Genomic DNA, 17,496 nt, shown 5'->3' on the forward strand with positions numbered 1-17,496 from the left:
AGCCCCGCAGCGAAAGCCGGCCCGACTTGGTCAAGACGCAAAAAACGAAATCGAATCAAACGGACAGGCTGCTCGTCATCGCCTGCGGGATGATTGCGCGCGAAGTTTTGGCCGTCAAGCAACAGCTAAAGCTCGACCATCTCGAGCTGACCTGCCTGCCGGCCGAGTTCCATTTCTATCCGGACCGCATCGCGCCGGCGATGGATAAGGCGATCGAGAAGGCCAAGGCGGAAGGCTACCAGCACATCTTCGTCGGCTACGCCGATTGCGGCACCGGCGGCCTGCTCGACCGCGTCATCGAGAAGCATGGCGTCGAGCGCATGGCCGGGCCGCATTGCTTTGCCTTCTACCAAGGCATGGATGCCTACGCGAAGGTCGCCGACGACGACATGATGTCGTTTTATATGACCGACTTCCTCTGCCGCCAGTTCGAGGCTTTCTTCATCAAGCCGCTCGGCCTCGACAGGCATCCCGAACTGATCAAGGACTATTTCGGTAATTACGAGAAGCTGATCTATCTCGCCCAGACCGACGATCCGGAGCTCGACAAGGTCGCCGAGAAAGCCGCCGTCATGCTCGGCCTCGCCTATGAGCGCCGGCCGACGGGATATGGCGATTTGACAAGCGAACTGGCGCGGGCGGCACAGGGCGCCTGAAGGTCGGTCTTCACGCCTCCGCTTCCAACGTCCTCAACACATCGGCAAAACTCGTTCTGCACACAAAGCCCAGTCGCTCTCGCGCCCGCGACGGATCGTAAACGCGGTCGATCGAGGAGAACATCGTCCAGCCCTTCCTCGCATAGAGCCTCGAATAGTCCGGGAAATAGCGCGCGACGACCGTCGGCGCATCGGCGATCAACTCGACGCAATCCTGCGGCCGGAACGGCGTCGGCGCCGAGATGATGAAGACGTCGAAGCCAAGGCTCGGCGCTTTCTCCAGGGCCGCCACATGGGCCTCGGCCGCGTCCTCCACCGTCAGCCGCCGGAACAGCAATTCGTTGGCCTTGGTGTTGGCATCGGACTGTTCGATGGCATGTGCCATGTCGTCGGTCTCGGGAAAGAAGCGCGCGGTGCGCAGCACCACCACCGGCAGCCCATGCTCGATGTGGTAGAGGCGACAGAGATGCTCGGCGGAAAGTTTCGTCACGCCATAGATGTTGCGCGGCTCCGGCGACATCTCTTCGGTCAGCCAGGCCGCCTTGCGCGCGCCACCCTGGAAACCGGCGCGGATCGCCTGCGAGATCATCAGCGAAGTCGTCGAGGTGAAGACGAAGCGCTGCACGCCGCAGGCCACGGCCGCGTCGAGCAGGTTGAGCGTGCCTTGCACATTCGTGGCGACGAAGGCGCTAGTCTCATGATGCTCGATGTTCGGCTTGTGCAGCGCCCCGCTGTGAATGATCGCCTCGATGCTGTTCTCGCGGACGGTCTTCAGGACAAGATCGCGATCCGTGATCGAGCCGACGACTTGGGTGCGCGCCGAGAGAACCGGATCAAGTCCGACGACGTGATGGCCCAGCGCTTCGAGCCTCGGCCTGAGCGCGCTGCCCAGCCAGCCGGACGATCCCGTGAGCAAGATCCGCATCGATCGAAACGCCATTTTTTCGGAACTGCTGTTGTTAAGCACGGATGACAGACGATCGCGAACCGGTAAGTTGTGCGCCAGTGATAGAAAGAACTTTGTTCCAGCCATTGATTTGAGGAAACACGTTCATGATGCCTCGCCTGCTCCTTGCCGCCCTCGGTCTCGTCGCCCTCACTTTGCCGTCCCTTGCCGATGGCGAAGTGCAGAAGCTGATCACGGCTGCCGACAAGGCGCGATTGGACAAATATGGCGAGACGCGCAAGGCGGCCCTCGAAGAGGCAAAGGCCGGCGATCCGGCCGAGGTCAAGCAGTTGGATGAACTGCTCGCCAAACCACTTGTCGCCTTCTCCGACAAAGACCTCACCGGAAACTGGAAGTGCCGCACCATCAAGGCGGGCGGCATCAGCCCGCTCGTCATCTATGGCTGGTTCAAGTGCAAGGTGACCGACGACGGCTCAGGCTGGCGGCTTGCGAAGATCAGCGGTTCGCAGCGCACCGCCGGCCGTTTCTTCGACGATGGCGACAAGCGCGCCATCTATCTCGGCTCGTTCTCGGTCAATGACGGCAAGGCCAAGCCCTATGGCAGCGGCCCCGAAAGCGACCAGGTCGGCTATGCCTTCCGCAACAGCGCCACCGAATGGCGGATCGAATTCCCCGCGCCCTATTACGAATCGAAGCTCGACATCATGGAATTGAAGCGCTGAACCGGCCCTTCGACGCCGGCTGAAACGCCTCCGCCACACCAAGGATTAACCCGCTGCGCATAGCATGCGCCCGATCTTCAGAGCGGGTGCTTGCCGTGGCAGCGTCGGAATCGATTACGCGACCGATCGTGGTCGTCACCGAAGGTGGTCCGCATATCTGGGCCATCGTCAATGCGCTTGCCGATCGCGTCGGCCCCGTCAGCGTCATCCTCGAATCCCCTGAATCCAAAAAGCGCCTGCTCATGGGCCGCGCCCGCCGGCAAGGCTGGATCTCGGCAATCGGCCAGCTCGGCACCATGGTACTGACCAGGCTCGGCAAGCGCTTCCTGGCCCGTCATGCCGCGCGACTGATCGCCGAGGAGAAGCTTGCAACCGAGCCGAGGCAAGGCCAGGCGATCATCCATGTCCCTTCAGCCAACGGGCCGGAATGCCTGAAGGGGATCGTGAGCATCAATCCTGGCGTTGTGCTGCTTGCCGGCTGCAGGCTGCTGTCGAAGGCTACGCTGGCCAAGATGCCTTGCCCGGTGCTCAACTATCACGCCGGCATCGCGCCAAAATATCGCGGCATGAATGGCGGCTACTGGGCGCTGGCCTCCGGCGATCACGGGAATTTCGGCACCACAGTGCATCTGGTCGATGCCGGCGTCGACACCGGCGGCGTGCTGAAGCAGGCGCGCGGCAAGCCCAAGACCGGCGATACGATCGCCAGCTACGCGCTGCGGCAGGCAGCATTTTCGCGCGATATCTGCGTCGAGGCGGTCGGCAATGCGCTGGCCGGCAGACTGGAAACGATCGACCCTGGCCTGCCGTCGAAGCAGTGGTATCACCCGACGATCTGGTTCTACCTCTGGACCGGCCTGACCAAGCGCGTCTGGTAGTCAGCCGGCCACGGATTTCGGCATTCGCTTTGCGTCATCGCCAGCGTCGCTTTTGAAGGCGCGCGCGTCGTCCCATAACAAGCAGCCCAACAGCGCATGCGGCAATGCTCCAAGACTTCGAGGAGTGAGAATTCATGGCCGATCTGATCGTCGTCTACTGGCGCGACATCCCCGCCCAGGTCATCGTCAAGAAGGGCCGGCAGAACGCCAAGCGCGAGCTGCCGCTGCGTTTCACCGAGGCGATCGACATGTGCGCCATGCGCACCGGCGCCGGCGGCACCGACGACTATCTGGCGGAGTGGCGCAAGGCCGACCCGATCCCGGTCGGCGACGACATCGAGGCCGAGGTCGAGAAGGCCTATCAGGAACTCGACGCGAAATATGACCGCGAGCGGCTAGTCGCTCTGGTCAAGGCTGGCGGGAAAGAAAATGTCTGACACAACTCCTGTCAAGGAAGGGCCGGCGGTTACCCAGGCCACCTTGGTCAAGAAGGCAGCGCCGAAATCCGACTACAAGCCTGCCGACGTGTCGCCGCAGCGGCGCGTCCAGCGCACTTTCGCTGTGCGCCTGTGGTCCATCCGGCATTCGCGATTGCTCGAATGGTTCTACAGCCGGTTCGCCGACATTTTCCTGCTCTTGCATCCTTTGTGGAAGGGCATCGGCTACGGCCGCGTCGAAGCCCCGGTGAAATTCGTCGAGAAGCGCGTCAAGGGCTTCATGTTCGACTGCCGCATGTGCGGCCAGTGCGTGCTCTCCTCCACCGGCATGTCGTGCCCGATGAACTGCCCGAAGCAGCTGCGCAACGGCCCGTGCGGCGGCGTGCGCGCCAACGGCAATTGCGAGGTCGAGCCGGACATGCCTTGCGTCTGGGTCAAGGCCTGGGAAGGCTCGCGCAACATGGTGCATGGCGACAATATCCTCACCGTGCAGAAGCCGGTCGATCAGTCGCTGCGCGAAACCTCGGCGTGGCTGCGGGTGACCGCGCAGGCCGCCGCCGCGCGTGAAATGACCCAGAACCCCGGAGCTTCGGCATGACCGCCCGCCAGGTCGACGAGAACCCGGCCGGCATCCACCTGCCGCTTGAGCCCCTGCCCGGCCACACATCGCGCGGCCGGCTGGAGCGCGTGCTGCGCCGCGGTGAGTTTGCTGTAACGACCGAGCTCAATCCACCCGACAGCGCCGATCCCGAAGACGTCTACAACCGCGCCAAGATTTTTGACGGCTGGGTCGATGCCATCAATGCCGTCGATGCCTCGGGCGCCAACTGCCATATGTCGTCCGTCGGCATCTGCGCGCTGCTCACCCGCATGGGCTATGCGCCGATCATGCAGATCGCCTGCCGCGACAAGAACCGCATCGCCATCCAGGGCGACGTGCTGGGCGGCGCCGCCATGGGCGTCGCCAACATGCTGTGCCTCACCGGCGACGGCGTGCAGGCCGGCGACCAGCCCGGCGCCAAGCCGGTGTTCGACCTCGATTCCATGTCGCTGCTCGAAACCATCCGCATCATGCGCGACAATGGCAAGTTCCTGTCCGGCCGCAAGCTGACGACGCCGCCGCAGGTCTTCCTGGGTGCCGCCGTCAACCCCTTCGCGCCGCCCTACGACTTCCGCCCGATCCATCTCGGCAAGAAGATCGCCGCCGGCGCGCAGTTCGCGCAGACGCAGTACTGCTTCGACGTGCCGATGTTCAGAACCTTCATGCAGAAGGCCCGCGACCTCGGCCACACTGAAAAGCTCTTCCTGCTTTGCGGTGTCGGACCGCTCGCTTCCGCCAAGACGGCGAAGTGGATCCGTTCCAACGTGCCGGGCATCCATATCCCCGACGCGGTGATCAAGCGGCTGGAAGGCGCGCAGGACCAGAAGAAGGAAGGCAAGCAGCTCTGCATCGACATCATCAACGAGGTGAAGGAAATCCCCGGCGTCGCCGGCATCCATGTGATGGCCTACCGCCAGGAGGAATATGTCGCCGAGATCGTCGATGAATCCGGCGTGCTGAAAGGCCGCCAGCCCTGGAAGCGGGAGCGCCGGCGCGACGACCAACTGGTCGCCGACCGACTCGACCACCTGCTGCACGACGAGATTACCGAAACCCAGGTGGATATGGTGAAGACCGCGCATTGACAGCGTGACAGTCACCATCCGCTTGAACGAGATCAGATAACGATATAAAGAACTCTTTATATCCCGACGGAGAGATTTCATGACCCGCACCATCGTCGCCTCGGCGACCCGAGAAATCGTCATCGGCTTCGATCAGCCCTTCTGCGTGATCGGCGAACGCATCAACCCGACCGGCCGCAAGAAGCTCGCCGCCGAGATGGTGGCTGGCAATTTCGAGACCGTCATCAAGGACGCGCTGGAACAGGCCGCCTGCGGCGCCACCATGCTCGACGTCAATGCCGGCGTCACCGCCGTCGACCCCAATGCGACCGAGCCGGCGCTTCTGGTGCAGACGCTGGAGATCGTGCAAGGCCTGGTCGACCTGCCACTGTCGATCGATAGCTCGGTGACCGCCGCGATCGAGGCCGCGCTGAAGGTCGCCAAGGGCCGTCCGCTGGTCAACTCCGTCACCGGCGAGGAAGAAAAGCTCGAGGCCATCCTGCCGCTGATCAAGAAATACAACGTCCCGGTCGTCGCAATCTCCAACGACGAGACCGGCATCTCGATGGACCCGGACGTCCGCTTCGCCGTCGCCAAGAAGATCGTCCAGCGCTGCGCCGATTTCGGCATCCCGGCGCATGACGTCGTCGTCGACCCGCTGGTGATGCCGATCGGCGCACTGGGCGATGCCGGACGCCAGGTGTTCGCGCTGCTGCGCCGGCTGCGCGAAGAGCTCAAGGTCAACACCACTTGCGGCCTCTCCAACATCTCCTTCGGCCTGCCGCACCGCCACGGCATCAACGCCGCCTTCATCCCGATGGTGATCGGCGCCGGCATGACCAGCGCCATCATGAACCCGGTCCGTCCGCAGGAAATGGAAGCCGTGCGCGGCGCCAATGTGCTCAACGGCACGGACGAGAACTGCACCAACTGGATCCGCACCTACAAGGATTATAAGCCGGCCGAAGGCGGTCAAGCCGTTGCGGCTCCAACGGCCGTCAATGCGCCGGGCGAAGGCAGCGGCAATGGCGGCCGTCGCCGCGGCGGCCGTGAAGCCCGGATGGCCAGGGGATAAGCGCGCAATCGTGAGCCGCACCGCAAACAACGCTGGTCCGATCGCATCGTGGATGCGGCCGGACAGCTCTGCTTTGCGTTCAGGCCATGCCCAATATGGCGTCGAACAGCGCCATTCCCGCCCACGATCCGAAGATGCCTGTTACGCCGCCGACGATGAAATCATCGTCATAGGCGGGCCAGAACGCGTGCAGCAGCAGCGCGACGACGATCGCGCCGAGGATCCCAGTGGCGAGGTATTGCGGATTGCGCAGCCACGAGCCCTTGATCACGCGCACCATGGTGAACGCGGTGAAGACGGCGGAAAGCAGCAGATCCGACATGGTTGGCCTCTGGACCAGCAGACTCTCCACCCAACAGTAAAACGATCCGTTAAACGGCATCGACAATTGCCATCGAGACACGTGCCAGCATGAACCCTCCGCCCAACATCACCGATCCGCTCGTGCTGTTCATGCCGTCGGGCAAGCGCGGCCGGTTCCCCGTTGGAACGCCCGTGCTCGATGCGGCGCGCCAGCTCGGCGTCTATGTCGAAAGCGTGTGCGGCGGCCGCGCCACTTGCGGGCGCTGCCAGATCGAGGTGCAGGAAGGCAATTTCGCCAAGCACAAGATCGTCTCGTCCAACGATCACATCTCGCCCAAGGGCGCCAAGGAAGAGCGCTACGAGCGCGTGCGCGGCCTGCCCGAGCGGCGCCGCCTCTCCTGCTCGGCGCAGATCCTCGGCGACCTCGTCATCGACGTGCCGCAGGACACGGTCATCAACGCCCAGACCATCCGCAAGGACGCCGACACCAGGGTGATCGCCCGCGATACGGCGATCCGCATGTGCTATGTCGAGATCGAGGAGCCCGACATGCACAAGCCGCTCGGCGATCTCGACCGGCTCAAGATCGCCCTGATGAAGGACTGGGGTCTCAAGAACCTCGAATTCGATTTCTATCTCCTGCCGCAGGTGCAAGGCATCCTGCGCAAGGGCAACTGGACCGCGACGGCCGCCATCCACAAGGATGCCGAGAGCGATATCGCGCGTGTCATCGCATTGTGGCCCGGCCTCAAGAACGAAGCCTATGGCCTTGCCTGCGACATCGGCTCGACCACCATCGCCATGCATCTGGTGTCGCTGCTGTCGGGCCGGGTCGCCGCATCTTCCGGCACGTCCAATCCGCAGATCCGCTTCGGCGAGGATCTGATGAGCCGCGTCTCCTATGTGATGATGAATCCGGACGGACGCGAAGGCATGACGGTCGCCGTGCGCGAGGCGGTTTCCGGCCTCGTCGACAAGGTCTGCACCGAAGGCAATGTCCAGCGCGCCGACATCCTGGATTCCGTCTTCGTCGGCAATCCGATCATGCATCACTTGTTCCTCGGCATCGATCCGACCGAATTGGGCGGTGCGCCTTTCGCGCTTGCCGTCTCCGGCGCGGTGCGCATCAAGGCATCCGACATCGGCCTGAAGCTGAACCAGGGCGCCCGCCTTTATATGCTGCCTTGCATTGCCGGCCATGTCGGCGCCGACGCCGCCGCCGTCACCCTGTCGGAAGGCCCGCACCGCCAGGACGAGATGATGCTGATCGTCGACGTCGGCACCAATGCCGAGATCGTGCTCGGCAACTCCACGCGTGTGGTCGCGGCCTCCTCCCCGACCGGCCCGGCCTTCGAAGGGGCTGAAATCTCCGGCGGCCAGCGCGCGGCGCCTGGCGCCATCGAGCGCGTTCGCATCGACCCCGAAACGCTGGAACCGAAATATCGAGTCATCGGCTCGGAGTTGTGGTCCGATCAGCCGGGCTTCACCGACAGCGTGCAGGCGACCGGCGTCACCGGTATCTGCGGCTCCGGCATCATCGAGGTGGTGGCGGAGATGTATCTCGCTGGCATCATCTCGGAGGATGGCGTCGTCGATGGATCGCTCGGCATGCGCTCGCCACGCATCGTGCCGAACGGCCGCACCTTCTCCTACGTGCTGAAGGAGGGCGAGCCGAAGATCACGATCACGCAGAACGACGTGCGCGCCATCCAGCTTGCCAAGGCAGCACTCTATGCCGGCACCAAGCTTCTGATGGAAAAGCAGCACACCGACCATGTCGACCGCATCCATTTCGCCGGTGCCTTCGGCTCCTTCATCGATCCGAAATACGCCATGGTGCTCGGCCTGATCCCGGATTGCGACTTGGACAAGGTCTCGGCAGTCGGCAACGCCGCCGGCGCCGGCGCGCGCATGGCGCTGCTCAATCGCGGCTACCGGCGCGAGATCGAGGAGACGGTAAGCCGGATCGAGAAGATCGAGACGGCGCTGGAACCGAAATTCCAGGAGCACTTCGTCTACGCCATGGCGCTGCCGAACAAGGTCGACCCCTTCCCGAAGCTGGCGGCCGCGGTGAAGCTGCCGCCGCGCAAGGCGATGAGCGAGGACGGCACCGCCAGCGATGCTACGCCGCGCCGACGCTCGCGCGAGGAGCGCGCGGCACGCCGGGGCCGCGACTAATTTTGCGATGTCATTCCGCGGCCCCTGCGGCCGCGGCATTGCTTGCCTTGACGGCGCCCTTGGGACGTTGCGGGCGCAGCAGCCCGATCAATGGCTTTTCGACGATCAGGTAAAGCACTGCCGAGAGCGCCAGCGTGATGGCCAGGATCGTTGCCGGCTGCACGACCGCCGGGAGGCCGGCCCTCAAGACGACACCCGTCGCCAGGACGCCGGCCACGACATGCCATAGGTAGATCGAATAGGACGCATCGCCGAGAAAACTGGGCAAGGCTGCGGACTTGAACGGCCGCGCCCGCTCGGCAAACACCGCGCCCGCCACGATCAGCGTGGCCGGAAGCCCCCAGCGCAAGGCGCGAGCCGTGTCGGCATCGAGCAGCGGACTGGCCGCAAGCAGAAGAAATCCCATGCCGGCCATTGCCAGCCCCGCCCAGAGCGGCAGCCTGGCGCCCCGGAGCCACACGCGCCCCACGACGACCCCGGCCGCGAACTCGAGCACGACAGGATCGGAGAAGGCATGCGCATATCCCGCCGGCAAGACGAAATGCAGCGCGACGATGGCCACAAGGGCGCCGACGAGAACGCCGAACCGCCAGCGCTCCCCAAGGAACAGGACCAGGGTGAAAACGAGATAGAACATCATCTCATAGCAAAGCGTCCAACCCTGTATGACGATGGGATGCAGCGCCCCTTCCTGCAAGACAGGCAGGAAGAACAGCGAGCCGACGAAATTCGCCGCACTGAAGAAATGGCCATAGAAGAATTGTGGCTTGATCAGGATGCCTGCCGCGGTCAGCAGCGTGACGATCCAGTAGAGAGGCACGATGCGGGTGATCCGGCGACCCATGAAACGCCAGGGATCGGCCGGCCTGCCGGCCGTCGTCACCCACATGATGAAACCGCTGATGACGAAGAAAACGTCGACGCCGGCTGCTCCGACGTGGAACGGACCGCCGAACTGTTCGCTGACATGGAAGCAGACCACCGCGCAGGCGGCGAGGCCCCGCAGATACTGAACACTGTGGATGCTCGTCACGATGCTCTGGTCCAGATCGCGCTATGCTGCAGTGCATACAGTCGATATCGCATCGCACAATAACAAAGCAGGCGAGCGCTGCTGTCAACCCGCGCATGGCTTCTATCCGGAGAGAAGCCGGAATGCCCGCCGGTCCAATTCGTTTGTATGCAAATGTTTCCGGATTCGCGCCATCCGGAAACCGAAACGCTGTTTTCGCGAAATCGATCCGATACATGCGTGAGCGATTTACCCGACATCGAACGGCGGCTGCGGACAATCCTCGGCCGCCGCTACTCTTCAAGGGAGATGAAAAAAATGTCGATGTACGACAACCTCAGCCGTTTTGGTGTGACCATCAGGCAGGCTCACGCCAGGAACAAGGCGATCCGCGCCCTGAACAGCCTGCCGGCGCACGTCCAGAAGGATATCGGCTGGCCGGCTTCACCGCCGAGCGACCCGCAGGCAGCCCTTCATGCGCTGCTTCTCGGCACGCCCCGCTGATGACCTTCGCCGACAAATGCAAACTGCTCGGCAAGCACCGGGGCCGCAACGCGGCCTCGGCGACCGATGACTACAAACTGCGCGCGGCACTGCTGCCGAAGTCGCGCTAGGGCAATCCGGGAAAGTGTGACGCGTTCAGGCTCCCCACTTGCCGTGGCCTTCCGTGCGGAATTGCGCAAACAAAGAACTGGCACCATCGGATCACGCCGATGTGCCAGCGTGATTCCTTGACATTTCAAACTGAGGTACAATCTTCGCAGAGCAGGGAAATTCTCTTAGTCGGCTCTGCCGAAGTCCGTGTATCCGCATGCCCAGTTTGAAAAGCCATCTCGTTTCGTTCGTTCTCAGGCACAGCCGCAAGAAGGCTTTTTCCAGCCCGGAAAACCTGCAGCGCTGGATCGCTTACGCCCGCAAGACCGAGGACTATCATCCGCCGGCCTTGCTCAAGGCGCGGCTGGACATCACCGAGACCGAAATCGACGGCTTTCCCGTGTATGAGGTCGCGCCGAAGGCGGGCGAACGCCGGCGCATCCTTTACATGCATGGGGGCGCCTACGTTTTTCAGATCACGTCCTACCATTGGGGGCTGATCGCCGAGATGGCCGAGCGTCTCGGCTTCGGCATAACCGTGCCGATCTATCCCATCGCGCCCGAGCACGATTTCCATGTCATGTTCGGCATGGTCGGCGACGTCTACCGTCGCATGCTCGAGGAGACCGACGCCGGGGACATCGTCTTCATGGGCGATTCCGCCGGCGGCAACATGGCCGTCGTGCTCACCATGATGGCAGCCGAGGACGGCCTGCCGGCACCGTCGCGCCATGTGCTGATCTCGCCCGGTCTCGACGTTTCGCTTGCAAATCCCGAAGTCTTCGAGGCCGAGCGGCAGGATCCGTGGCTGGGTATTCCGGGTGGGCTGGAAGCGGTGCGGCTCTACAGCGCCGGTTTCGACCGCACCGACTGGCACATCAGCCCGCTTTACGGCGACCTGTCCGTGCTGCCGAAGACACTGCTGCTGACCGGTTCACACGACATGCTGACACCAGATAATCTCATCTTCGCCGAACGCGCGCGCGCCGCCGGCGTCGAGGTCGACGTGGTCTACGAGGAGGGCATGTTCCACGTCTGGCCGCTGATCGAGATGCCCGAAGCACGCCGCGCGCGCGACAGCATCGTGGCATTCCTCGATAATGTTCCAGCAGCGCGCCAGACTCGTGCGCGACGCAGGACGAAAGCCGCTTTCGCGGAGCGCCCGGCGCCGGCGGCCGAATAGCTCAGAACTTGCCGGTCTCGCGGAACAGTTCGAACGTCGCGCGGATATGGTCGGCGACGGCCTTCACCGGCGCGCTTGCATCGGGCGCCACCACCATGGCGAGATTGTAGGTGCCGATCTCGGGCATGCCGTCCTTGGCGCCCAGCGAGACCATCTCGTCGCCGAGGAACGACTTCGGCAGCGGCGCCACCGCGAGGTCGGCCATGATGGCGGCGCGCTGGCCGGCCGTGTGGGCGCTCATATAGGCGATGCGGTAGTTGCGGCCCTCGCGGCCAAGCGCTTCCAACGCCCCTGCCCGCCATGCGCAGCCTTCTTCCCATAGCGACACCGGCAGCGGCTCGCGCAGGTGGGCGCAGCCGCCCTTGGCGCCCGCCCACACGATCGGTTCGGTCAAAAGCACCTCGGCGCCGATCGCGCTGGTCTTGTAGGAATTGGTGAGCAGCGTGATGTCGAGCGCGCGGTCGTCCATGCGGCGGCGCAGATTGATGCTCTGGTCGATGGTGACGTCGACGGCAATCGACGGATGCGACTGGGCAAAACGCTTCAGCACATGCGGCAGCACGCGCTCGCCATAGTCGTCCGGGGAACCGAGCCGCACCACGCCGACGATGTCGGGGATGATGAATTTCGACACCACCTCGCGGTTGATCGACAAAAGCCGGCGCGCATAGCCGAGCAGCATCTCGCCATCCGTGGTCAGCGTCACCGAGCGCGCGTCGCGCGCGAAGACGGAACGGCCGAGGATGTCCTCCAACTTCTTGATCTGCATGGAAACGGCCGATGGCGTGCGGAACACCGCGTTGGCGGCGGTGGTGAAGCTGCCGGTCTCGGCAATCGCCACGAAAGTGCGCAGCACATCGAGGTCAAGCAGCGGCAAAGGGTGATTGAGCGGGGCGTTCATGGCAGGCTGCCTTCAATTTTTCTGATGCAATCCATCATTCCATTTCGTTTGATTGAACATCACTCCAGGCGCATAGTCAACTCGATCGATAACAGGATGCTGCCAAAAGCAGCCATGAAACGACTCTGACACAGTCCTGCAATCGACATGAAATGAAGCTGAAACAGACCTGACTTAACGCAAGTGACGGGCACCTGCCTGCCCGCATAGAGGAGAAGAAATGTCTATCCTGTCGTCCATCGGTCGGCTTGCGACCGAATTCAGCGCGGCCCGCGCCCGCTACCAGACCGAACGCGCCATCCATGCGCTGCCGATCGAACTGCAGAAGGATATCGGCTGGCCGGAAGCCGCCGATGCCAAGACCGGCTTGCGCTTCGGCGTCGGAAGTTGGGCCGGAGCGAAGTAATCAAGTGTGTATGGAGATCTGAAGGCCTGCCGCGTCAGCTCGGCAGGCCTTTGTTGTTAAGCCCTTTTGTTTGCATTCAAACGACTTTTCCAGCCATGCGGCAGCTGCATGACGCATATGAACCACCCGCATAGCGGGTTAACAAGCCGATTAAAGCCCTGTAAATAATAGGAAATCTTGGGCGGACTACCCAAAGACGTCGCAAATCATGTCGCATTTCATATCAAGCGCTTCGTTTTTGCGATTTAGTTTTTGCTGAAGTGAGCATATATCCACGTCAGCAAACGAGCTGCCCCACTCCATCAAGCGAAGGCGACCCGTCTGAGCAACCCAATGGAGATGACAATGAAGCTTTTTGCCCGCCTGTTCGCCCGCCGCGAAATGAACCTGACCACCGCTTTGGAGCGTCAGCGCCTCGCCAAGACCATGCCCGGCCAGACCGGCGCGGTGGCTGCTGCCCGTCTCGGCTTCATTGCCTGAGACAATCCGGCATACCGAATTCAACGCCGCCCGGCTCCGCCGAGGCGGCGTTTTCGTTTGGGCGTTGCCACCTGACGTCGGCACAGAGACGCCCTGCAGTTGCACCAATTGCCCATTTGCGACCCGTGTCGCAAATTTAATCTTCACTTAGCCGCCTACCCGATTGACAGGAATGACTTTTCCTGTTGTCGCTATGCTGTTCGCGACATCCTGTTCGCGTCATGGCTGCGTGAGGTTTCCCCGTGAATGCCGTAAAGCATCCGATCAAGAGATCGTTTGTATTCTTCCTCATTCCCGATTTCACCATGATCGCCTTCGCGACGGCGCTCGATCCGCTGCGCTCGGCAAACCGGATGCTCGGCTACGAAGCCTATCGTTGGCGGCTGGCCAGCATTGACGGCAAGCCGGTGCGCGCCTCGAACGGCGTCGAATGCGCCGTCAACACCTCGCTCGAGGAAGAGCGCAAGAAGATGGCCGGGCCGGATCGGCCGAACATGGCGATCGTCTGCAGCGGCATCAATGTCGAGCGCTACCAGAACAAGTCAGCCTTCGCCTGGCTGCGCGAGGAATATAATCGCGGCGTCGCCGTCGGCGGCCTGTGCACCGGCGCGCATATCCTGGCCGCCGCCGGCCTGTTGTCCAACAAGCGCTGCGCCATCCATTGGGAGAACCTGCCGGGCTTTTCCGAGGCATTCCCGAAGGCCAATGTCTTTGCCGACCTCTTCGAGGTGGACCAGAACGTCTACACCTGCGCCGGTGGCACCGCCGCGCTCGACATGATGCTGAAGCTGATCGGCGACGATTTCGACGAAAGCCTCGTCAACCGCGTCTGCGAGCAGGTGCTGACCGACCGGGTGCGCAGCCCGACCGACCGCCAGCGCCTGCCGCTGCGCGCCCGCCTTGGCGTGCAGAACTCCAAGGTGCTGACCATCATCGAGCTGATGGAGGCCAACCTTTCCGAGCCGCTGTCGCTGATCGAGATCGCCGACCATGTCGACCTGTCCCGGCGGCAGATCGAGCGCCTGTTCCGCACCGAGATGGGCCGTTCCCCTGCCCGCTACTATCTGGAAATCCGGCTCGACCGCGCCCGGCACCTGCTGATCCAGTCGTCGATGCCGGTGGTCGAAGTGGCGGTCGCCTGCGGCTTTGTCTCCGCCTCGCATTTCTCCAAATGCTACCGCGAGCTCTACGCCCGTTCGCCCCAGCAGGAGCGCGTCGACCGCAAGCAACTCTTGGCTGCTTGATCCGAAGGTTCCGGATCAAGCCCCGACTGACTGCCCTTGCGCCGTCCGCATCGCCTCGACGCGGATGTCTTCGGTAAGTTGCGCCTTGAGCGCCGAGAATTCGGGGCTGGTCTTCAGCGTGTAATGGCGCGGGTGCGGCAGGTCGACCGGCACGTCCGACTTGATGCGGCCGGGCCGGGCGCTCATCACGATCACTCGCGATGCCATGAAGATCGCCTCCTCGATGTCGTGGGTGACGAACAGCACCGTCTTCTTGCGCCGCTCCCAGATGCCGAGCAGCAGTTCCTGCATCAGACCGCGCGTCTGGTTGTCCAGCGCGCCGAACGGCTCGTCGAGCAACAGAATCGCGGGGTCGTTGGCCAAAGCGCGCGCGATCGCCGTGCGCTGCTGCATGCCGCCCGACAGTTGCTTGGGCCAATGATTCTCGAAACCCTTCAGGCCGACGAGATCGACATAGGAAGCGACGACCTCGTTGCGCTCTCGCTCTGGCCTGCCTTGCTCGCGCAGTCCGAAGCCGATGTTTTCTGCGACCGTCAGCCAGGGAAACAGCGTGTAGGACTGGAACACCATGCCGCGGTCCGGTCCCGGCCTTGTGACTGCCTTGCCGTCGAGCAGCACGCGGCCGGTGCTCGGGGCCTCCAGCCCGGCGACGATCCTCAGCAGGGTAGATTTCCCACAACCGGACGGCCCCAGGATGGTGATGAAATCATTGGCCGCGACCGCGAGGTCGACCGGCTGCAGCGCCCGCACCGGCTCGCCGCCCCCGACCCCGGCAAAGGTCCGCGAAACGCCTTCGATGAGAAGCTTGCTCACGCCAGGCTCCATGGATAGAGCCAGCGGTTGAGCGCCTTGAAGGCGAAGTCGGACAAAAGCCCGATCAGCCCGATGACGATGATGCCGAAGATGATCTGTCCCGTCGCCAGCCGCGACTGGCTGTTGATGATCATGTAGCCGATGCCCGACGACGAGCCGATCAGCTCGGCGACGATGACGTAGGTCCAGGCCCAACCGAGCACCAGCCGCAGCGTCTCGGCGATTTCCGGCGCATTGGCCGGCATGATGACACGCCTGACGATGCCATTGTCGGTCGCCCCCAGCGTATAGGCGGCCTCGACCAGATCCCGCCTCGTGCCGCCGACCTTGACCGCGATGATCAGAATGATCTGGAACACCGAGCCGACGAAGATAACCAGGAGCTTTTCCAGTTCGCCGATGCCGGCCCACAGGATGAGCAGCGGGATGAAGGCCGACGCCGGTAGGTAGCGCGCAAACGACACGAACGGCTCGAGGAAGGCTTCGACCGGCTTCCAGGCGCCCATGGCGATGCCGATCGGCACTGCGACGATAGAGGCCAGCACAAAGCCGCCGAAGACGCGCCAGATGGTGATCAATATATCGAGCCAGAACCGGTCTTCGACGAGCAGCCGCCAGCCGTCCTTCAGCATCGACAGCGGATCGGCAAGAAAGATCCGGTTCACATGGCCGCCGAGCGTGATCCACGCCCAGAAGGCCACGAACAGCACGAAGAAGGCGATGCCGAGCACGGTTCGCGTGCCCGGCGCAACGGGGTGCAAGGGACGCAGCATCAGGCCCTGTCCTTGAAGAGGAAGAACGGCGGCTTGTCGCCGCCGTCGATCGAAAAATGCGCGGTCAGTTGGCCACCGCGCTGGTGTCGGCAAGCGTCGTCACATCTGGCGCTTCCTTGATCAGCCCCATCTGCAGCAGGAGCTCTGCCGCGGTCTTGGAAAAATCCTGGAAATCCTTGGTGAAGAACTGCTTGTTCTCCGCCTTGTCGGCCCATTTCAGGTACTTGGCCGAATCCTCGAACTCCTTGGCCGACTGCTTCACGTCGGCGCCCATGATCTCATAGGATTTCTGCGGGTCCTTCTTGATCATTTCGAGCGCGTCGAAATAGCTGTCGGCGAGCGCCTTGGCGGCATCGGGATTGGCCTTGAGGAAGTCCGGCGTGCAACCGACTGTATCCAGCACCATCGGATAGTCGAGGGTGGTCGCCAGGATGTGGCCCTGGTCGGCCTTGTCGCGCACGGCCGAGATGAAGGGCTCGTAAGTGACGGCGGCATCGTTCTGGCCGGCGAGGAAGGCCTGCGCCGCCGCATCCGGCTCCAGGTTGACGACGGTGACGTCCTTGGTCGACATGCCGTTCTTGTTGAGCACCCAGGCGAGCAGGAAATAGGGCGAGGTTCCGGGCGCGGACGAGGCGACAGTCTTGCCCTTGAGATCGGCGACGGTCTTGATGTCGTTGCGCACGACGATGCCGTCGGCGCCATAGGATTTGTCGAGCTGGAAGATCTGCTTGGTGGTGACGCCGCTGGCGTTCCACACCATCCAGGTCTCGACCGTGGTCGCCGCGCATTGCAAGTCGCCGCTGGCGATGGCCAGCGGGCGACTCGCCTGCGGCACTTTCTTGAGCGTGACGTCGAGCCCGTGCTTTTCGAAGAGCCCGGCCTGCTGGGCCAAAGTCAGCGGCGCGAAACCGGTCCAGCCACTGATGCCGATGGTAAGCGACGTCCCGGCCATCGCCGGCGCGCTAAGCACCGCGGCCGCTGTCAGCGCCGCCGCGAAAATGGTGATTCTGTTCATTGTGGTTCCCCTTTTTTGTGGTGAGCGCGAATTGTCTCACAGACCCCAAAAGGCTTGTCAATGAAGCAGAAGCCGCACCCGACGATGGTCCAATCCGACGCCAGCCGGCCGACATGGAAGGGCTTCTCGATCCGTTACGGCTGCCCCCAGCCGCGGTTACGCCACATCTCCTCGCCTACTAGGTGTTTGATCCCAGGCTTTGATGGGGCATCCTTATCTTCCGAATCAAAGGATGCGCTATGGGCCAGGTTCTG

Annotated in this window: 20 protein-coding genes; 13 read left to right on the plus strand and 7 right to left on the minus strand. The window is 63.1% G+C overall.

All coding sequences use genetic code 11. From position 1 onward, the window contains the following. The first annotated feature begins 26 nt into the window (after positions 1-26). Complete coding sequence (locus tag FJ957_RS29560) at positions 27-656, plus strand: DUF1638 domain-containing protein (protein WP_140836429.1); 630 nt, start codon at positions 27-29, stop codon at positions 654-656. Positions 657-666: 10 nt separating this feature from the next. Here the strand turns inward: FJ957_RS29560 and FJ957_RS29565 are convergent, their stop codons facing one another. Then, positions 667-1,581 (minus strand): NAD(P)-dependent oxidoreductase, encoded by a 915-nt coding sequence (locus FJ957_RS29565; RefSeq protein ID WP_140836431.1) that lies wholly within the window; start codon positions 1,579-1,581, stop codon positions 667-669. Positions 1,582-1,709: 128 nt separating this feature from the next. Between FJ957_RS29565 and FJ957_RS29570 the strand changes: the two genes are divergently transcribed. The 6 genes from FJ957_RS29570 (at position 1,710) to FJ957_RS29595 (ending at position 6,340) form a co-directional block, all read left to right on the plus strand. Next, positions 1,710-2,285, plus strand: coding sequence for a DUF4893 domain-containing protein (locus FJ957_RS29570; RefSeq protein WP_140836433.1), 576 nt, complete (start codon positions 1,710-1,712; stop codon positions 2,283-2,285). 95 nt (positions 2,286-2,380) lie between these two features. Next, positions 2,381-3,163, plus strand: coding sequence for a formyl transferase (locus tag FJ957_RS29575; RefSeq protein ID WP_140836435.1), 783 nt, complete (start codon positions 2,381-2,383; stop codon positions 3,161-3,163). A 134-nt stretch (positions 3,164-3,297) separates the two neighbouring features. Continuing rightward, entirely contained in the window at positions 3,298-3,600 is a 303-nt protein-coding gene (locus tag FJ957_RS29580; RefSeq protein ID WP_127863411.1) for a virulence factor, read from the plus strand. Further along, positions 3,593-4,198 carry a methylenetetrahydrofolate reductase C-terminal domain-containing protein gene (locus FJ957_RS29585; RefSeq protein WP_140836437.1) on the plus strand — a complete coding sequence of 202 codons (606 nt, stop codon included), beginning with the start codon at positions 3,593-3,595 and terminating at the stop codon, positions 4,196-4,198. Before FJ957_RS29580 ends, FJ957_RS29585 begins: the two co-directional genes overlap by 8 nt. Beyond that, positions 4,195-5,286: a methylenetetrahydrofolate reductase gene (locus FJ957_RS29590; protein ID WP_140646594.1), complete on the plus strand. Its 1,092-nt coding sequence runs from the start codon at positions 4,195-4,197 to the stop codon at positions 5,284-5,286. The genes FJ957_RS29585 and FJ957_RS29590 overlap by 4 nt, the downstream gene beginning before the upstream one ends. A 79-nt stretch (positions 5,287-5,365) precedes the next feature. Beyond that, the gene (locus FJ957_RS29595; protein WP_140836441.1) at positions 5,366-6,340 is read left to right on the plus strand and encodes a methyltetrahydrofolate cobalamin methyltransferase; all 975 of its coding nucleotides are present in this window, start codon (positions 5,366-5,368) and stop codon (positions 6,338-6,340) included. Between the two features lie 79 nt (positions 6,341-6,419). On the opposite strand, the gene FJ957_RS29600 is transcribed toward FJ957_RS29595, so the two are convergent. Then, positions 6,420-6,662 (minus strand): hypothetical protein, encoded by a 243-nt coding sequence (locus FJ957_RS29600; RefSeq protein ID WP_246685997.1) that lies wholly within the window; start codon positions 6,660-6,662, stop codon positions 6,420-6,422. A gap of 89 nt (positions 6,663-6,751) precedes the next feature. Between FJ957_RS29600 and FJ957_RS29605 the strand changes: the two genes are divergently transcribed. Beyond that, positions 6,752-8,821 carry an ASKHA domain-containing protein gene (locus FJ957_RS29605; RefSeq protein ID WP_140836444.1) on the plus strand — a complete coding sequence of 690 codons (2,070 nt, stop codon included), beginning with the start codon at positions 6,752-6,754 and terminating at the stop codon, positions 8,819-8,821. Between the two features lie 10 nt (positions 8,822-8,831). Here FJ957_RS29605 and FJ957_RS29610 read toward each other — a convergent pair whose 3' ends face one another. Next, positions 8,832-9,854 (minus strand): acyltransferase, encoded by a 1,023-nt coding sequence (locus FJ957_RS29610; protein WP_246685998.1) that lies wholly within the window; start codon positions 9,852-9,854, stop codon positions 8,832-8,834. 153 nt (positions 9,855-10,007) lie between these two features. Here FJ957_RS29610 and FJ957_RS32375 point away from each other — a divergent pair, with 153 nt between their 5' ends. Together FJ957_RS32375 and FJ957_RS29620 are read left to right on the plus strand one after the other, a co-directional pair. Beyond that, a complete protein-coding gene (locus FJ957_RS32375; RefSeq protein ID WP_140836446.1) occupies positions 10,008-10,337 on the plus strand; it encodes a hypothetical protein in 330 nt (109 codons plus the stop codon). A gap of 307 nt (positions 10,338-10,644) precedes the next feature. Continuing rightward, a complete protein-coding gene (locus FJ957_RS29620; protein ID WP_140836448.1) occupies positions 10,645-11,610 on the plus strand; it encodes an alpha/beta hydrolase in 966 nt (321 codons plus the stop codon). Between the two features lies 1 nt (position 11,611). On the opposite strand, the gene FJ957_RS29625 is transcribed toward FJ957_RS29620, so the two are convergent. Then, positions 11,612-12,511, minus strand: a complete 900-nt coding sequence (locus FJ957_RS29625; protein ID WP_040981895.1) for a LysR substrate-binding domain-containing protein — start codon at positions 12,509-12,511, stop codon at positions 11,612-11,614. A gap of 220 nt (positions 12,512-12,731) precedes the next feature. On the opposite strand from FJ957_RS29625, the gene FJ957_RS29630 reads away from it, so the two are divergent. The 3 genes from FJ957_RS29630 (at position 12,732) to FJ957_RS29640 (ending at position 14,641) form a co-directional block, all read left to right on the plus strand. Next, positions 12,732-12,917, plus strand: coding sequence for a hypothetical protein (locus FJ957_RS29630; RefSeq protein ID WP_140646602.1), 186 nt, complete (start codon positions 12,732-12,734; stop codon positions 12,915-12,917). Between the two features lie 345 nt (positions 12,918-13,262). Beyond that, a complete protein-coding gene (locus tag FJ957_RS32495) occupies positions 13,263-13,397 on the plus strand; it encodes a hypothetical protein (RefSeq protein WP_112099240.1) in 135 nt (44 codons plus the stop codon). Positions 13,398-13,702: 305 nt separating this feature from the next. Beyond that, positions 13,703-14,641 (plus strand): GlxA family transcriptional regulator, encoded by a 939-nt coding sequence (locus FJ957_RS29640; protein WP_348639758.1) that lies wholly within the window; start codon positions 13,703-13,705, stop codon positions 14,639-14,641. A gap of 15 nt (positions 14,642-14,656) precedes the next feature. On the opposite strand, the gene FJ957_RS29645 is transcribed toward FJ957_RS29640, so the two are convergent. The 3 genes from FJ957_RS29645 to FJ957_RS29655 all read right to left on the minus strand — a co-directional run bounded on the left by FJ957_RS29645 (position 14,657) and on the right by FJ957_RS29655 (position 17,242). Next, positions 14,657-15,454 carry an ABC transporter ATP-binding protein gene (locus tag FJ957_RS29645; RefSeq protein ID WP_140836452.1) on the minus strand — a complete coding sequence of 266 codons (798 nt, stop codon included), beginning with the start codon at positions 15,452-15,454 and terminating at the stop codon, positions 14,657-14,659. Continuing rightward, positions 15,451-16,227, minus strand: a complete 777-nt coding sequence (locus FJ957_RS29650) for an ABC transporter permease (protein ID WP_181180762.1) — start codon at positions 16,225-16,227, stop codon at positions 15,451-15,453. Before FJ957_RS29650 ends, FJ957_RS29645 begins: the two co-directional genes overlap by 4 nt. A 64-nt stretch (positions 16,228-16,291) precedes the next feature. Further along, a complete protein-coding gene (locus FJ957_RS29655) occupies positions 16,292-17,242 on the minus strand; it encodes an ABC transporter substrate-binding protein (protein WP_140836458.1) in 951 nt (316 codons plus the stop codon). Positions 17,243-17,496: the final 254 nt, after the last annotated feature.

The sequence above is a fragment of the Mesorhizobium sp. B2-4-6 genome (assembly GCF_006442775.1).
Taxonomy (GTDB): Bacteria; Pseudomonadota; Alphaproteobacteria; order Rhizobiales; family Rhizobiaceae; genus Mesorhizobium.

Coding starts and splice junctions, on each gene's coding strand:
- FJ957_RS29565 (WP_140836431.1), bottom strand. CDS start 1,581: ATGCGGATCTTGCTCACGGGATCGTCCGGCTGGCTGGGCAGCGCGCTC.
- FJ957_RS29570 (WP_140836433.1), top strand. CDS start 1,710: ATGATGCCTCGCCTGCTCCTTGCCGCCCTCGGTCTCGTCGCCCTCACT.
- FJ957_RS29580 (WP_127863411.1), top strand. CDS start 3,298: ATGGCCGATCTGATCGTCGTCTACTGGCGCGACATCCCCGCCCAGGTC.
- FJ957_RS29585 (WP_140836437.1), top strand. CDS start 3,593: ATGTCTGACACAACTCCTGTCAAGGAAGGGCCGGCGGTTACCCAGGCC.
- FJ957_RS29590 (WP_140646594.1), top strand. CDS start 4,195: ATGACCGCCCGCCAGGTCGACGAGAACCCGGCCGGCATCCACCTGCCG.
- FJ957_RS29595 (WP_140836441.1), top strand. CDS start 5,366: ATGACCCGCACCATCGTCGCCTCGGCGACCCGAGAAATCGTCATCGGC.
- FJ957_RS29600 (WP_246685997.1), bottom strand. CDS start 6,662: ATGTCGGATCTGCTGCTTTCCGCCGTCTTCACCGCGTTCACCATGGTG.
- FJ957_RS29605 (WP_140836444.1), top strand. CDS start 6,752: ATGAACCCTCCGCCCAACATCACCGATCCGCTCGTGCTGTTCATGCCG.
- FJ957_RS32375 (WP_140836446.1), top strand. CDS start 10,008: ATGTTTCCGGATTCGCGCCATCCGGAAACCGAAACGCTGTTTTCGCGA.
- FJ957_RS29620 (WP_140836448.1), top strand. CDS start 10,645: ATGCCCAGTTTGAAAAGCCATCTCGTTTCGTTCGTTCTCAGGCACAGC.
- FJ957_RS29625 (WP_040981895.1), bottom strand. CDS start 12,511: ATGAACGCCCCGCTCAATCACCCTTTGCCGCTGCTTGACCTCGATGTG.
- FJ957_RS29630 (WP_140646602.1), top strand. CDS start 12,732: ATGTCTATCCTGTCGTCCATCGGTCGGCTTGCGACCGAATTCAGCGCG.
- FJ957_RS32495 (WP_112099240.1), top strand. CDS start 13,263: ATGAAGCTTTTTGCCCGCCTGTTCGCCCGCCGCGAAATGAACCTGACC.
- FJ957_RS29640 (WP_348639758.1), top strand. CDS start 13,703: ATGATCGCCTTCGCGACGGCGCTCGATCCGCTGCGCTCGGCAAACCGG.
- FJ957_RS29650 (WP_181180762.1), bottom strand. CDS start 16,227: ATGCTGCGTCCCTTGCACCCCGTTGCGCCGGGCACGCGAACCGTGCTC.
- FJ957_RS29655 (WP_140836458.1), bottom strand. CDS start 17,242: ATGAACAGAATCACCATTTTCGCGGCGGCGCTGACAGCGGCCGCGGTG.